This is a genomic window from Neobacillus drentensis NBRC 102427 (assembly GCF_001591445.1).
GTDB lineage: Bacteria > Bacillota > Bacilli > Bacillales > Cytobacillaceae > Neobacillus > Neobacillus drentensis.
Map to the genome: position 1 here is coordinate 1 of NZ_BCUX01000005.1, position 15,035 is coordinate 15,035.

Here is a 15,035-nt window from a genome sequence, read left to right on the forward strand (position 1 = left end):
GATTAGGCGGAAAACCTCCCCTTATTTACCCCGAAACGAGCTCTATTCTGCATCTAAGCGGAAAATCTCCGCTTATTTTACTTTTGCTGATTACTCAATTAAGGATAAAGCATCTTAACTAAAAGAGAGTGAGTTATTTCTCAATAATCTAATATCCAGCTTAAACTGTTACAGCCACAAAAAATTCCTCATAAAGAGCTTGAACCGCTCTTTTTTCATCCACTTCTTTAACCCCAAACATCATGCTTACTTCCGACGAACCTTGGTTTATCATCTCAATATTAATACGAGCTTGTGCCAAGGCTTTGGAGGCTTTTGCCATTGTGCCCACATTATGACGCATACCCTCGCCTACAACCATGATGAGCGCTAGACTATGTTCAAATTTCACTAGATCCGCATGTAATTCAGATTCAATTCGTTCTTTTATTGCCTTCTCCGTTTCAGCACTCATTTGATTTTCACGGAGGATCACAGAAACATCATCAATTCCGGAAGGTGTATGTTCATAGGATAGCCCGATGTCTTCTAAGATACTTAAAAGCTTTCGTCCAAAACCTATCTCTCTATTCATTAAGTATTTGCTTACATAGATACTGCAAAAACCTTGATCACTGGCAATACCAATCACTGGACCATTCGTATTATCCCGCTCATAAACAATCCTCGTGCCCGGTGCAGTTGGATTGTTTGTATTTTTAATGTGAACAGGTATTCCTGCTCTAAATGCCGGAACGAGTGCTTCGTCATGCAACACAGTAAATCCAGCATAGGAAAGCTCGCGCATTTCCCTGTAAGTCAGTTCCTTTATTTCCTTAGGCTTCTTTACGATCGAAGGGTTCACAGAATAAACAGCATCTACATCGGTAAAGTTTTCATAAAGGTCTGCTTTTAAGGCATTAGCAAGGATTGAACCTGTAATATCGGACCCGCTCCGCGAAAAAGTGAATACCTCTCCTTGTTTACTATAGCCGAAAAATCCCGGAAAAATTAAAATCCCGGATCGCTCGTGGAGCGAGTATAACTGATCATACGCCTCTGGTAAAACCTGGGCATTTCCAGGCTCATCACTGACAAGAAGACCCGCTTCTTTTGGATCCACATAATAAGCTTCAACACCCTGCGCCTGAAAATAGGCCGCTACTAATTTGGCATTATTGTCCTCTCCACTTGCTTTTAACAAATCAAGAAAGCGTTCAGGCTCTGTTTTATCACTGCTCAATCTCTTTGTTAAATCATCATGAATTTCGTTTATAATATCTCGAGGTAATGCAAGTTCTTCTGCTATATAGGAATATCTTTCGATGACCGCCTCAAATTTTTCTTTTGGATCTTTGCTTTGCAAGCAGAGCTCTCCACATTCAATTAATAAATCTGTTACTTTGTTATCATCAGCAAACCTTTTTCCGGGAGCAGAAACCACAACTACCTTTCGCTCAGAATCTGAGACAACAATCTTAAATACTTTCTCCAGTTGTTTTCCGGATGCTAACGAGGACCCGCCAAACTTTACGACCTTCATCCCTACATCTCCCTAATATCTAAAAATATAATTTTAATTTTAACTGTATTCAGAAAATAATCAAGTTTTTTCTCTTCCGAAAACACATTTGTGTGCCGTACGAGGACATACCTACAAAAACAGTGGAGTTCATTTTAGAAATCCACTGTTTTAGAGGTCGTTTTCTATTGTCGCTGATTAACACTAACGAATCACTTCAATAAAATGGGAAAGTATCTTAGCGGTTAATCCCCAAATCACTTTTCCCTGATAGCGGTAGAAATATTCTTCAATCCCACGTGTCCTCCAGTTATAATTTTCTCCGCCGACAATTAGGTCAAAGGGAAAATTCACTTCCGGTTCTGCCCTAAATTCAATGTTATAAATCTCTGGTTCATTATGAATAAAAAAGGATAAAGGTACAGTAAATATCTCCCCGACTTCAGATGGATTTGGAACAATCCTTTTTGGATTAATAATATGGCCCACAAAAGGATAGATGATCATTCCAAAAGGTGAAATCATATAATCTAGTGGGTGTATGTTTAAAATCTGCTCTTTATTAATACCCAATTCCTCAACCGTTTCTCGGATAGCTGCATTTTTTTCATCGATATCTTGTGCGTCAATCCTTCCTCCTGGAAAACAAATTTCGCCAGGCTGCCTCCTTAATTCAAGCGAACGAACCTCTAACAAGACATGGATTCCATCCTCTTTTTTAATGAGTGGCACCATCACAGCGTATTTTGAAAATTTCTCACTTCCAAGAATCTTAGGAGTATGAGTTTGTAAAATACTTACTATCGATTCCAACTCCATGATTTCACCTCTATTCATTTACAAATTTTCCTTATTACTACCATACCACTTTTTACTTTTGATTGAAAAAACAATCCAACAATTTATCTGTTGGATTGTTCCAAAAATCATTATTCCTTTTTTTCATACCAAGAATACATGTAGTTAACATCTTCTATAGCTTGTGCAGATTTGACAATTTTTAGAGGATGAAAGGTGTCAATCATAACGGCCAGTTCAAGCGTTTCCTTTTTTCCAATACTTGCTTCCGTTCTACCTGGATGCGGGCCATGCGGAATTCCGCTTGGATGAAGCGTAATAGAACCCTCCTGTACCCCTTTCCGACTCATGAAATTGCCTTCCACATAATAGAGGAGCTCGTCACTGTTCACGTTACTATGATAATATGGCGCAGGAATCGATTCGGGATGATAGTCATACAGCCTTGGGACAAATGAACATACGACAAAATTATTCCCCTCAAAGGTTTGATGAACCGGTGGCGGCTGGTGAACTCTTCCTGTGATTGGTTCGAAATCCTCTATGTTAAAGGCCCAAGGATATAAATACCCATCCCAGCCAACGACATCTAATGGATGATGCCCCAAAATATGCGAGGTAATCATTCCTCGTGATTTGGTTAACACCTCAAATTCACCTTTTACATCAAACGTCACCAAAGCTTCAGGCCCGCGAAGGTCTCTTTCACAAAACGGACTATACTCCAAAAGCTGACCATAATCATTGCGGTACCGCCTCGGTGTCGTAATTTGGCTGAACGATTCAACAAACAGCATTTTCGTCTCTTCATTTTCGTTTGGAATTAGCCGATAAATGGTTCCTATCGGAATGTTCAGGTAATCACCGGGCCTGTAGGAAAGTGTCCCGAACATTGTTTCTAATTTTCCGGAGCCGTAGTGGATAAAGAGCATTTCATCGCCGTCACCATTCCGATAAAAGCTATTCATCGGTATCGTTACAGTGGCTGTTCCGATTAATAAATCCTGATTCCCCAATATATACTCCCTAGCCTCTAGGGCATCTCCTTTAGCGGACACATTACTTGTAAAAAAATGACGGTGCTTAAGCGGCTGCTGGTCTTCATATTCAGGCATATAATTGCCCACTATTTCTGTCTTCACGACTTCTGTCGGCATAAATTGGTGATATAAGATCGATTGGGTTCCCGAAAATCCACGTGTGCCCATCACCTGCTCTCTGTAAAGACTCCCGTCAGCCTTTTTGAACATTGTATGCCGTTTATGTGGTATCTTCCCCATTTGACGGTAGAACATCATTTCACCTCTCTTCTACGATTATCTCATTCTGTAATACACCAAGCTGATCAATCTCTAATTCTATTTGATCACCAGGGGTGAGCCAGCGGTGTACCTTTTCCCCCAGTTCAAGGATACATCCTGTTCCAACTGTACCGGAACCGATCATCTCTCCCGGATACAAAGTAACTCCCTCTGACGCCCTCTCAATCATCTCAGCAAAAGAATAATAGAGATCTTTCATATTCCCCTCAGAAAGAAGAACCCCATTGACGCGAGCTTTCATCGAAAGATCATAGCCCTTCCCCAATTTAAAAGGTTCTAACTCATCTTTTGTAACAATCCACGGTCCGATGGATGTCGAGAAATCCTTCCCCTTAGCGGGTCCCAGTCCAACCTTCATTTCCTTCCTTTGCAGATCGCGTGCGCTCCAATCATTTAAAATACAATAGCCAAAGATATATTCCTCTGCCCCATCCGCAGAGATATTTTTACCTTCTTTTCCAATAATGCAGGCAATCTCCAGTTCATAATCAAGCCAATCACATATTGCAGGCTTGATAATTTCCTCTCCTGGTCCCTTAATGGCAAGATGATTGGAAAAATAAAAGACTGGGATTTCGTACCATTCAGGTATCATTTCAAGACCCCTATTTTCCCTTGCGGTTTTCACATGCTGCTCAAATGCATAAAAATCACGAAAACTCTTGGGGATAGGGAGTGGTGCCAGCAATCGGAGTTCATTCAATGGGTAAACCCCTTTATGTTCCTTTGTGTATGGGGATAAACTAGCTATCCTTTTTAAAAAGGCGTCACTATTTTCTAAAAAAGCTAATAGATTACTTGGCAGCATCCCACCAGATGCTTCATACATATCTACGGCATGGTGTTGGTCAAGTAACCAACCTGCTCTGATTGTCCCATCCCTTTTTTCAAACGTTACAAATTTCACGGCATTCACTCTTTCTTCGTTTTACGATTCATTTCAAACATTTTTGCTAAAGGGTCCGTAAAGATATTACCTGCCATTCTACCGATAGGGTTAAGCTTGGCCGAATCGATTCGTCCTTTATCAAAAAGTTCATCATTCACATGGACATGTACTACTCTTCCGATTACCAGGCTCCCGGCACCAGGGGTATCACCAAAATGTAATACTTGCTCCTGTACACATTCTAAATGGACGAGCGACTCCTTGATACGCGGCACATTCACCTTTATACTTGGTTCTTTCGTTAAACCCACTTCTGCTATTTCATCAACATCCGCACTGAATTCAATCGCACAGTCATTCATTGGCTCGGCCATGCTGTTACTTACAATATTTATGACAAATTGACCTGTGCTTTCAATATTTACAAGTGTATCTTTTTTAGCTCCATCTGTTCCTCTTCTCATCGGTGAAAAACAGATCAGCATCGGGTCTGCACAAATTGCCGTAAAAAAACTAAACGGTGCTGCATTCGCAATCCCATTTGCGTCGATGCTTGAAACAAAGGCAATGGGACGGGGAAGGATGGAACCGACTAATAATTTATAGGCCTCTCTCCATTCCAATGTTTCCGGTGAGATTTCCATAACCATTTCACCTCCGTTACATTAAATTTTTAAAAAAGGGAGAAATATATCTCTCCCTTTTCCGAAACCGCTCAATACTTTCCCTCTTTTAAATCTTTCTATATTTATAGATTCCCACGTCTCTCCTGTTCCCGTTCTATTGACTCAAATAAAGCCTTAAAGTTTCCTTCACCAAAACCACGTGCCCCTTTTCGTTGAATAATTTCAACAAATAATGTTGGTCGGTCTACAATAGGTTTGGTGAAAATTTGCAGTAAATAGCCTTCATCATCGCGGTCTACTAAAATATTAAGTTCGCGAAGCTTTTCTATTTCTTCATCAATTTTGCCGATGCGTTCTCCTAAGGACTCATAATATGCTGCTGGAGTATTCAGGAATTCTACCCCATTTTGTTTTAAGATGGCGACAGTAGCTACAATATCTTCCGTTAATATCGCCAGATGCTGGACACCAGGACCATTATAGAATTCTAGATATTCCTGAATTTGTGATTTTCGTTTCCCCACTGCTGGTTCATTAATCGGAAATTTAATCCGTCCTCCATTGTGCATAACCTTTGACATAAGGGCTGAATATTCCGTCGTGATGTCCTTGTCAGAGAAATGTTTCATTTCTTTAAAGCCCATTACCTTAGCGTAATATTCGACCCACTCCTCCATCCTCTCCACGTTACCAACCACATGGTCTATCCCAATTAAACCGGCATCTTTAACAGGTAGTGACGCGGAGTATGCAATAAACCCTGGCAAAAATGTACCATTATAATTTTTCCGTTCTATTAACGTATGGATGGTGTCACCATATGTACCAAGAACGGCTTTTTTAACCACACCTGTTTCGTCCTTCATTTCAAACGGGGCATCAATGGCAATAGCCCCTCTTTTCACTGCCTCTTCAAACGCTTTCTCGACATCATCGACTACCAGGGCTACGTCCTTCACCCCGTCGCCGTGTTTCTTTACAAATTGGGCTACAGCACTTTCTTCACTATAAGGACCTGTAAGGACGAGACGAATATTCCGTTGCTTCAAACAATAGGAAGCGGTTTCACGATTACCAGTTTCTAGACCTGAATAGGCGACTGGCTGAAATCCAAAAGCAGTACAAAAAAAGTGACTGGCCTGCTTGGCATTTCCTGTATAAATCTCAATATAATCCACATCTCGGACCGGAAAAAAATCATCAGCTAATTGTTCTTTCCTTACTCTATTTTCTTTCATCTAGAACCCCCCCATTGTTTAAAAAATAATATTCTGAATTAATTCTAAATGAATGAATCTTGTCCTTTCAAGGATGGGTTGTAAAGCAATAACGCATTTTTGTACTAAAGGAATTTTCTAAACATGTGAAATATTTCCCTGAAAAACAAAAAGAAACTTACCCATAGCAGGAAGTTTCTACTGTATTAATACTGGAAATACTTTTTATTATTGCAATTCTAAAAAAGACTGATTAAAAAAAATATTTTTTATTATGAAAGAATGGCACGATCACTTGCCATTTGGACACCACGAATCCTTTTAAACTCCATTAATAGCCCTTCAATGGTTAGGTGCTTCTTATTTTCTTCATTGACTTCTAATATAATTTGACCCTTATCCATCATGATTAATCGGTTACCTAAATCAATTGCTTGCTGCATGTTATGTGTAACCATTAAGGTAGTTAGTTTGTATTTGTCGACAATTTCTCTCGTTAAGTTCGTTATTAATTCCGCTCTTGATGGATCAAGCGCTGCTGTATGTTCATCAAGGAGGAGGATGGAAGGCTCTGTAAAGGTAGCCATTAGCAGTGATAACGCTTGACGTTCTCCGCCAGATAACAAACCTACCTTTGCACTTAGGCGGTTTTCGAGGCCAAGGTGCAGCGATTCTAAAACCTCACGAAAATAATCACGTCGCTTTTTTGTTACTCCTTGCCGAAGCGTTCTCATTTTGTTCCGTGAATAGGCCATCGCAAGATTTTCTTCAATCGTCATACTTGGTGCCGTACCTGCCATTGGATCCTGAAATACACGTCCAATCATTTTTGAGCGGCTAAACTCTGACCTATTGGTGACATTTTTTCCACCAATTAATACTTCCCCTACATCAGGGATCAGAACACCCGATATGATATTCATCAATGTCGATTTCCCTGCTCCATTACTGCCGATAACTGTCACAAAATCCCCTGGCTGAAGGGTTAGGTTCACATGGTCAATCGCAATTTTTTCATCAGGTGTCCCTTCATTAAAAATCTTATGAATTTGATTTAATTGTAACATGATGGTCCCCCTTCCCTTGACCAGATGTCTGCATGATGTTTGTTTTTTCTATTCTTCTGCGGGCTTTCCGCTTTCTCTCTTTGGAACCTTCAATGATTTTTGGCGTCGTAAGAGCAAGAATAACAATGAGAGCAGTAATCAGCTTCATATCACCTGGGTCCAAGAAATCAACACGTAAAGCTAACGTAACAACAATTCGATAAATTATCGAACCTCCAATTACCGCAAACGTGGTTCTGGCAATTGTTTTTGTACCAAATAAGGCTTCACCGATAATAACAGAGGCTAGACCAATCACAATCATTCCAATCCCCATACCCACATCTGCAAATCCACCTTGTTGGGCAATTAGGGCACCAGAGAAAGCTACCAGCGCATTTGAAAGACCTAAGCCAAGCACAACCAGAAGGTTGGTATTAGCAGAGAGGCTGCGGATCATCCGTTTATTATCTCCCGTAGCCCTGACAGCAAGGCCAATTTCGGTCTTTAAAAACAAATCGGTAAGGAACTTAATGACGAAAGTTACCACAATCATAAAAATAAGAATTCCCCATGTTTCCGGCAGGCTGTCGCCGAGACCGACCTTGGTGAGAATATTATTGAAAAATGAATCAATCCCTGTTTTTTCAAAAAAACCACTGATTTTTGTAAAAGCTGTATCTGTATTCAATAAGGGGATATTAGAGCGCCCCATGATACGAAGATTGATTGAATATAATGCAATCATCATTAAAATACCTGAAAGCAGGTTATTAATCTTTCCAAAGGTGTGAAGAAGCCCTGTCATACATCCTGCAGCAAAACCAGCGAATAATGCAATAATTGTTGCTAAAAATGGATTCGTTCCTCCAGCTATCAACATTGCTGATATCGCTGCTCCCGTGACAAAACTCCCATCCACCGTTAAATCTGGAAAATCCAGAATACGGAAGGAAAGATAGACGCCCAGAGCCATAATCGCATAGATAATACCTGCTTCAAATGATCCAAATATAGCTGTAAACATTGAGATCATCCTTTCTTTAAATCATTAAGCCTGCGTCTAAGATGCAAAAACCTATATCAAGCTTATGTAGGGTTCATAGAGTGAGCCCTCATTTGAAGGCTCACTCTATGAATAATATTATGTTATTCTTCGAAAAATTCACCTAAGCTTTTCCAAGCATCATTAACTGTTAAGCCTTGAGCTTCAGCGGCCTTTTTATTAATCACAAGTTTGAGGCTGTTAGGAAGCTCTACCGGGATTTCAGAAGCCTTCTTCTTCCCGCTTAAAATGTCAGCCGCCATTACTCCGGATTGATAGCCAAGATCGAAATAGCTAAATCCGCTGGCTGCAACTGCACCTTTTTTCATGGAATCAAGTTCACCAACGAAAAGTGGAATCTTCTTGCTGTTGGCAACAGCAATTACTGAATCTAGAGCTGTAACAACTGTATTATCAGTTGGAACATAAATGGCATCAACTCGTCCAACTAATGATTCTGCTGCTTGCTTTACTTCTGCTGTAGTTGAAACAGATACTTCTACAAGCTTAGCACCCTTCTCTTCTGCTATTTTCTTCACTTCTTTTACCTGTACAACAGAATTTTGTTCACCGGAGTTATAGATGACTCCAATATTTTTCGCTTTCACTTCGTCTGTAATAAAGCTAATCGTTTTTTTCGTTGCCTCTGGATGGTTGTCGGTTGTACCGGTAATGTTTTTACCCGGTTTATCAAAGGATTCAACCAATCCAGCTCCCACTGGGTCTGTTACCGATGTGAAGATAATCGGAATTTCCTTGGTTGCATTCAATGCAGCAGTTGCACTTGGAGTAGCATTAGCAAAAATTAGATCGACTTTGTCGCCGACAAAATTTTTGGCAATGGTTTGTGTATTGTTCATATCTGCCTGTGCATTCTGTTCATCGTAGCTGACCTTAATTCCTTTATCCTTTAAGGCTTTTTTAAAGCCCTCAGTTGCAGCATCTAGAGATGGATGTGGTGCAAATTGAGTAATTCCAACTTTAAACTCCTTATCTGCTCCTGCTTTTTCAGAACCCCCTGCTTTTTCTTTACTTCCGCAGCCTGCAAGCAGCATCATTCCTGCCAAGGCAACTGACAAAACTTTACCTTTGTTCTTCATCTTGCTTAATCCCCCTTAAATATCAAAATACCAATTTTCTAAAAATTTAATATATTAGAAATTATTCTAGTATTTTTTCGTAGGAAAAGCAATAGATTTGCTGAAAATATTTTTTTGCTTTAAAGCGGCATAATCCTATCGGCTTTCTTTAAATTGTTCACTTACTATTTATTCTTCTAAAAACAACAAAAAATGCCTTCTTTTAATATAGAAGGCATTTTAAGAAACTATTAGTTCAATATTATTTTTACCAATCACGGGTATTTTCAAGTAAGAGATCTATTTCAACTTTTTTCACTTTATTGTTGTTTTTCTCAGATGTTAGATTTGACGTTGCTTCCAGTAATTTGTCGATATCAATGATCATAGTTCCCATTTCTAACCTCCTGAATTTAGTCATTTTATTGCTTTGAAAGATTATTCGACTAATCCATCCTATTAATGGGGGTACTTTTTCGATTAACACAAACTTGATAAAAAAATTTGAAAAATGCTGGGAAGAAAAATGAATCTAATCCCTTCCAATCGGTTTCTTAAAAAATCAAGCCAAGGGTTTGGCTGGATTTTTATTTACCTAAATTCCAATTTTACTTAATTCAGTGTTTTTCATTTCTGTTCGTTTACCGCCTTCGTTGAAAAAAAACTTCATCATTGGCGGTGTAACGATAGTAGTAATTAGGACTACCACTACTAAAACAGCAAATAATTCCTGACTGATTAAGTTTGTCTCCAAACCAATCGTCGCAATAATTAAGGCAACCTCGCCGCGCGAGACCATAGCCGCACCAATTCCAAGTGCATTCTTCCATGAAAAGTGAGCAAGTTTTGCACCTAGTGCTGCACCGATTAACTTTGTTAATATGGCTAATATACTAAAACCAATAATTAGCCCGAAATTTTTTGAGATACCGTCAAAGCTTACTGCTACCCCTATCGAGGTGAAAAATACGGGTACAAAAATGGAATAGCTGATCGTTTCCACTTTCGCAAATATTTTTTTCTTATAATTTGTTTGATTAATAGCTACCCCGGCAATGTACGCCCCAATAATAGCCGCTACACCCGTTATTTCAGCAACATAGGCAAACAGGAAGCAAATGATTAATGCACCCGAAACAAGTGACTCAGTGACTTTTAATGGTGCAAATTTCTTTAGTACCCATGGAACTACCTTCCAAGCTACTAAAATAGCACCCATGAAAAAGAGTACCTTTTTCATAATCATCATGCTTAAATTTACTTCTCCGCCGGCCATACTCATTAAAAAGGCCAATGCGACGATGACAAGGACATCATCAATAACCGCTGCACCTAAAATCGTGGTCCCTTCTTTCGATTGCAGCTTATCTAACTCTTTAAGTGCTTGAACGGAAATACTAACACTTGTTGCAGAAAGTAATAACCCTAAAAATAATGCTTGGATAGTTGTCATATTTATCAAAATTCCAGCTACGTAACCCAACCCTAAAGGTACAATGATTCCGCTGATACCGACAAAGGTTGACGCTTTCCAGGTCCGTCTAAATTCATTCAAATCAGTTTCCATACCGGCAATAAACATCAACAAGATGACGCCAATTTGGCTTAAATCAGCTAAGGTCTTCGTATCTGATACGAGCCCTAACACAGCAGGTCCTAAAATAACCCCTATTAACAACTTCCCTAGAACCGAGGGCTGACCCAACTTAACACAAAGATCCCCAGCCATCTTTGAGGCAAATAAAATAATGGCTAATTCAAAAATTAATTCCATCCAATCACCTTTCCTTAGTCAAAAATTAAAGGGGTCTGCTATTTTATAAACAGACCCTTTTTGAGAGAAAACAAAAAAAGCCTGTCAACCAAGGGACATAAATATCCCTTGGTGACAGGCTCCTCCAATTATAGTAAGTTGATTATTTAATTACTCCTATTATAACAAACTTTATGTTAATATTCAATAAAAATTGACCCGCAGTTAACCTATTAGTCCCACTTTTTTATCTTATCTATTACCTTTTCCTTCAAACGGGTAATAAATGTCGATTCACCTTTATTCATTTTTTGCTTATTCCATTCATTAAAGCTTGCCACTGTTATCAAGATAATACCTGCAATTAATAAATAGAACCACCACGGCATATTCCCCCAGTAGGGTCTAGTTTGCAGGAATACATTTAATAATAATACCCCTGCTCCAACAAAGAAGTAGGACTTTATTTGCAGGAACATGCCTGAAAGCAGCGACAACAAGGAGAGTGTTCCTAAAATAAGCGCATCATAAATTGTGTTGCTCGCTAAACCATCCTGGATTAATAATAGCGATACAATGATTAGGACTCCCCATTGAACAGCTTTCGTGATATCCGAATATTGCCCCTTTAAACAACGTCGGATGAAAATGATTAGAATAATAAATGGAAGAACAAACACTTCCCGCTCCCAAAGAGACGGAATATGAAGGTTTGCTATTATTGAATAGTATGGTTGTAATATATAGGCTCCGCCAAGTATTGTCATAAAGACAGAGAACCTTGCAGGTACTCTATTTCTTTGCCTCAAAAGTAAAACGGCAATCAGAACGCCTGGCAGTGCTTGATTCCAGATGGATTGAATCTCGAAACTGTACATAAGGATGAAAAATAAGAATGAAACAAACGTATAGCCGTCTATTTTTGACAGGTGAATTTTCGGTCCATATATAACGAGCTTTTTGTAAATGAATGGGCCAATCATTGCTAGAACTACTCCTAATCCTCCAGACAAGAGCATTTTATCAAGTTCATTTAATTCACTAAAATATGTGTATTCAACCGTTGCGATAAATGCTAAGAATAAGGGAACGACCCCCAGAAAATCCCATTTAATCTTATGCAAATAAATCATTGAACCCAGAATATAGGCAAGTGTTACCAGATAAGGCAGCAAATCAAATGGATAGGTCATAGCAGTAAACAAAATGCCGATCATTGAAAATGGGACTAAATAATATGCTGTCCGTTTCTTAAATTCATCCTTTGCGATTAGTGCAAATAGAAGAATAAAACCACTTGTGATTGGAAACTCATAATTTCCAAAATATTGATTAAGTAACTGTTCTAATCCAGTAGAAACAATAAAGAATATGGAAGTAAAACTGCCATAAAGGAAAACTTTTATTTTCCATTCTAGTATAGTCAACTTTGTGCTAAAAGCATAAACAAACATTGCTATGATAAAGCTATAACCTGAGTCTGACTGAAATGCAAACCATGTATACATGAGTGCTAATGGATAAATGCAGTGTCCTACCCATCCAAACGCATGTGACAAACTCAAGTCATTTTTCCTAATAAGGAATGCGATTATTAGCATTATGACTGCACTCGTAGAAGCGATAAATGAATGAGTTGTTTGATCAAAAGTAATTTTCATCATAACCGCTTGAATAATAGAAAAATACGAAAGCAATGCTGCAATACTTACTAAAAATGGGACCCACATCGTACCAATTTTTTTATACAAGTAATAATACATGCAGATTCCAACGATCAAAACAAGCGGCTGAACCCATAATGCATTAATCGGACTTAACAATGCATAGAAAATGGCAAATGAATAAAGAGCCTGTGAGGTATATAAAGAATTCTTATCCAATTCCTTTTCCCCAGCTTTTTTCCAAACAAAACTTGATAATAAGACCAAGATTGCAGCAATAGCAAAATTAATAGCATAACCATATAAATTAAGGTACGCGGGGAAATTAGTATTAATTTCTTCTCCAAAAGCTACGAAAGAAAAACCAAGAAAACTAGGAATTACCCATAAAGCCGCTTCCTTTAAGATCATCCTTGTTTCATTCTTATACAGCAGAAAGGCAGCAACTACAAAAAGGAATAACATGACTCCTAGTTCCCACCATAACAGCAACGGCAAGGCAGTCACCATCGCGAGCACTATAATGGATATGCCCACGTCTCTAGAAGGAATCTGAAGAATCCTTACATACGTTGAAAGGCGTAAGATGCCTAACACACTAAATAGGATAAAACCTGTGATTGACAACTGAAGAGAAAAATTGATTTTATCGAATGGCTGACTCAATAAGGCAACCGTTTCATAAATTCCAGCCGCTGCAAAAAACGCGCTTAAATAAGGAAATAACTTTCTTGAAGCGTTATGGGACAAATAAATAAAGTTACCTGCAATGATAAAATAGGCAACCATGAGCACAATCGATTGATTACCTGCACGCAGGAGAATTCCTTCAAGACTAATATAAATAAATGCCAAACCGGAAATTACAGCACTTGTATATTGGAAGGCCTTATTTAATGTAAACTGATCATTCAAAGCCTTTGGAACGAAGACCATCCCAAATCCGATTAAAGCATAAACAATCGCTCCAAAATTATCAAGGAAGCTATGTTCAATCAATTGATAGGCTCCATACACAATCATGATACTAAAAATGAAATGGTATTCTTTTCGCCCGCTCACATACATCATCGATAAATAAATAATCGCTGTTAACAGCAGGTTGAAACTATATAAGACCTGGTTATCATATAAAAAAAGCATCATAAGTGTACAAAGAACAAGATTAACTTGGACGTACGGAATAAATTCAATCGTAAATAATTTAAACGATTCCTTATGTTTAAACTGATGATATACAATAATAAAAATCGCATTAAAAACCATCATTCCCAGGTAAAAGAGATCAATCTTCAGATGGAAGTTCGCTAACAGAAAGGCGGTTCCTAGTGATATCGAGACATAAGTAAACCAAACAAATAATCTGGAACCTAAGTTTTTTGCAAATAAATAGTAAACAATGATCGGCAGCAAACTCCCCAGCATTCCGAGAAGATACCGCCCCTCCCCATCTATTGATAAATATGTACCCAAAAGACCAAACCATCCGAGTGATAGAATAAAAATGGGCAAAAACAAACTTCCAAGGACACTAAAGGCAAAGGCAGTCTTTTCAATTTTCAATACTTTCCTGGTTAAAAAAGCAGTACCGTAAAATAATAAGGCAACGACTGCAATAGATCCACTTTTCATAAAACTGGTCATCGATTCCCAATTACTTGTGGCAACAAATAAACCACCGATTAATAAGAAAATTACACCGATATTTAATAACCAAGTAATATTCCGCTCACGAATTTCTTCCGGGGTTAACTTTTTTTTCACTTTTTGCGGTTTCTCTGGAGCAGCCACCTTACTAGCCACATTTATTTCAGTGGATGGAGGTTCTAACTCCATTTCTAACAAATCCAAATGATACTGATGATGTGCTCTTGCCACCGTATCGACAATTGCCTCTGAAAGATAGCCCTCCTCTCGTAATAAAAATAACTCTTTTCTAAAATTTTTTCTCCGCTCTTCGCTTTGATTCGGATCCATAAAAAACTCCCCACCTTCATAATGGATTCCTTAAAAATCAGTATCCTTATTTTTCCTCTATAGTGTAATTTTACACTATCTATAAATATTTTCAATATATTCTCTAAAAATCATCTCC

The 15,035-nt window shown here is 38.5% G+C and carries 12 protein-coding genes; all 12 read right to left on the bottom strand.

Going from position 1 to position 15,035, the window contains the following annotated elements; all coding sequences use genetic code 11:
- Positions 1-160: 160 nt before the first annotated feature.
- Complete coding sequence (locus BDR01S_RS02505) at positions 161-1,522, bottom strand: aspartate kinase (RefSeq protein ID WP_066256528.1); 1,362 nt, start codon at positions 1,520-1,522, stop codon at positions 161-163.
- A 183-nt stretch (positions 1,523-1,705) separates the two neighbouring features.
- Positions 1,706-2,320: an NUDIX hydrolase gene (locus tag BDR01S_RS02510; protein WP_066260185.1), complete on the bottom strand. Its 615-nt coding sequence runs from the start codon at positions 2,318-2,320 to the stop codon at positions 1,706-1,708.
- A 110-nt stretch (positions 2,321-2,430) separates the two neighbouring features.
- Positions 2,431-3,594 (bottom strand): homogentisate 1,2-dioxygenase, encoded by a 1,164-nt coding sequence (locus tag BDR01S_RS02515; protein WP_066260186.1) that lies wholly within the window; start codon positions 3,592-3,594, stop codon positions 2,431-2,433.
- 4 nt (positions 3,595-3,598) lie between these two features.
- Entirely contained in the window at positions 3,599-4,528 is a 930-nt protein-coding gene (locus tag BDR01S_RS02520) for a fumarylacetoacetate hydrolase family protein (protein ID WP_066256533.1), read from the bottom strand.
- Positions 4,529-4,533: 5 nt separating this feature from the next.
- Positions 4,534-5,154: a flavin reductase family protein gene (locus tag BDR01S_RS02525; RefSeq protein ID WP_066256534.1), complete on the bottom strand. Its 621-nt coding sequence runs from the start codon at positions 5,152-5,154 to the stop codon at positions 4,534-4,536.
- A 104-nt stretch (positions 5,155-5,258) separates the two neighbouring features.
- Positions 5,259-6,374, bottom strand: a complete 1,116-nt coding sequence (gene hppD / locus BDR01S_RS02530; RefSeq protein ID WP_066256537.1) for a 4-hydroxyphenylpyruvate dioxygenase — start codon at positions 6,372-6,374, stop codon at positions 5,259-5,261.
- A 251-nt stretch (positions 6,375-6,625) separates the two neighbouring features.
- Positions 6,626-7,420 (bottom strand): ABC transporter ATP-binding protein, encoded by a 795-nt coding sequence (locus tag BDR01S_RS02535; RefSeq protein WP_066256540.1) that lies wholly within the window; start codon positions 7,418-7,420, stop codon positions 6,626-6,628.
- Entirely contained in the window at positions 7,395-8,426 is a 1,032-nt protein-coding gene (locus BDR01S_RS02540) for an ABC transporter permease (protein ID WP_066256543.1), read from the bottom strand. The genes BDR01S_RS02535 and BDR01S_RS02540 overlap by 26 nt, the downstream gene beginning before the upstream one ends.
- A gap of 122 nt (positions 8,427-8,548) precedes the next feature.
- Entirely contained in the window at positions 8,549-9,544 is a 996-nt protein-coding gene (locus BDR01S_RS02545; RefSeq protein ID WP_066256545.1) for an ABC transporter substrate-binding protein, read from the bottom strand.
- A gap of 247 nt (positions 9,545-9,791) precedes the next feature.
- Positions 9,792-9,920, bottom strand: a complete 129-nt coding sequence (locus BDR01S_RS26450; RefSeq protein ID WP_268874648.1) for a hypothetical protein — start codon at positions 9,918-9,920, stop codon at positions 9,792-9,794.
- 198 nt (positions 9,921-10,118) lie between these two features.
- Entirely contained in the window at positions 10,119-11,297 is a 1,179-nt protein-coding gene (locus BDR01S_RS02550) for a cation:proton antiporter (protein ID WP_066256547.1), read from the bottom strand.
- 212 nt (positions 11,298-11,509) lie between these two features.
- On the bottom strand, positions 11,510-14,917 hold the full coding sequence (locus BDR01S_RS02555) for a DUF4956 domain-containing protein (RefSeq protein WP_066256550.1): 3,408 nt from the start codon (positions 14,915-14,917) through the stop codon (positions 11,510-11,512).
- Between the last annotated feature and the right edge of the window lie 118 nt (positions 14,918-15,035).

What these genes read in the sequence shown, in the direction of transcription:
- BDR01S_RS02550 (WP_066256547.1), bottom strand. Translation starts at nt 11,297, where the DNA reads ATGGAATTAATTTTTGAATTAGCCATTATTTTATTTGCCTCAAAGATG.
- BDR01S_RS02545 (WP_066256545.1), bottom strand. Translation starts at nt 9,544, where the DNA reads ATGAAGAACAAAGGTAAAGTTTTGTCAGTTGCCTTGGCAGGAATGATG.
- BDR01S_RS02555 (WP_066256550.1), bottom strand. Translation starts at nt 14,917, where the DNA reads ATGGATCCGAATCAAAGCGAAGAGCGGAGAAAAAATTTTAGAAAAGAG.
- BDR01S_RS02535 (WP_066256540.1), bottom strand. Translation starts at nt 7,420, where the DNA reads ATGTTACAATTAAATCAAATTCATAAGATTTTTAATGAAGGGACACCT.
- BDR01S_RS02525 (WP_066256534.1), bottom strand. Translation starts at nt 5,154, where the DNA reads ATGGAAATCTCACCGGAAACATTGGAATGGAGAGAGGCCTATAAATTA.
- hppD (WP_066256537.1), bottom strand. Translation starts at nt 6,374, where the DNA reads ATGAAAGAAAATAGAGTAAGGAAAGAACAATTAGCTGATGATTTTTTT.
- BDR01S_RS02515 (WP_066260186.1), bottom strand. Translation starts at nt 3,594, where the DNA reads ATGTTCTACCGTCAAATGGGGAAGATACCACATAAACGGCATACAATG.
- BDR01S_RS02540 (WP_066256543.1), bottom strand. Translation starts at nt 8,426, where the DNA reads ATGTTTACAGCTATATTTGGATCATTTGAAGCAGGTATTATCTATGCG.
- BDR01S_RS02510 (WP_066260185.1), bottom strand. Translation starts at nt 2,320, where the DNA reads ATGGAGTTGGAATCGATAGTAAGTATTTTACAAACTCATACTCCTAAG.
- BDR01S_RS02505 (WP_066256528.1), bottom strand. Translation starts at nt 1,522, where the DNA reads ATGAAGGTCGTAAAGTTTGGCGGGTCCTCGTTAGCATCCGGAAAACAA.
- BDR01S_RS26450 (WP_268874648.1), bottom strand. Translation starts at nt 9,920, where the DNA reads ATGGGAACTATGATCATTGATATCGACAAATTACTGGAAGCAACGTCA.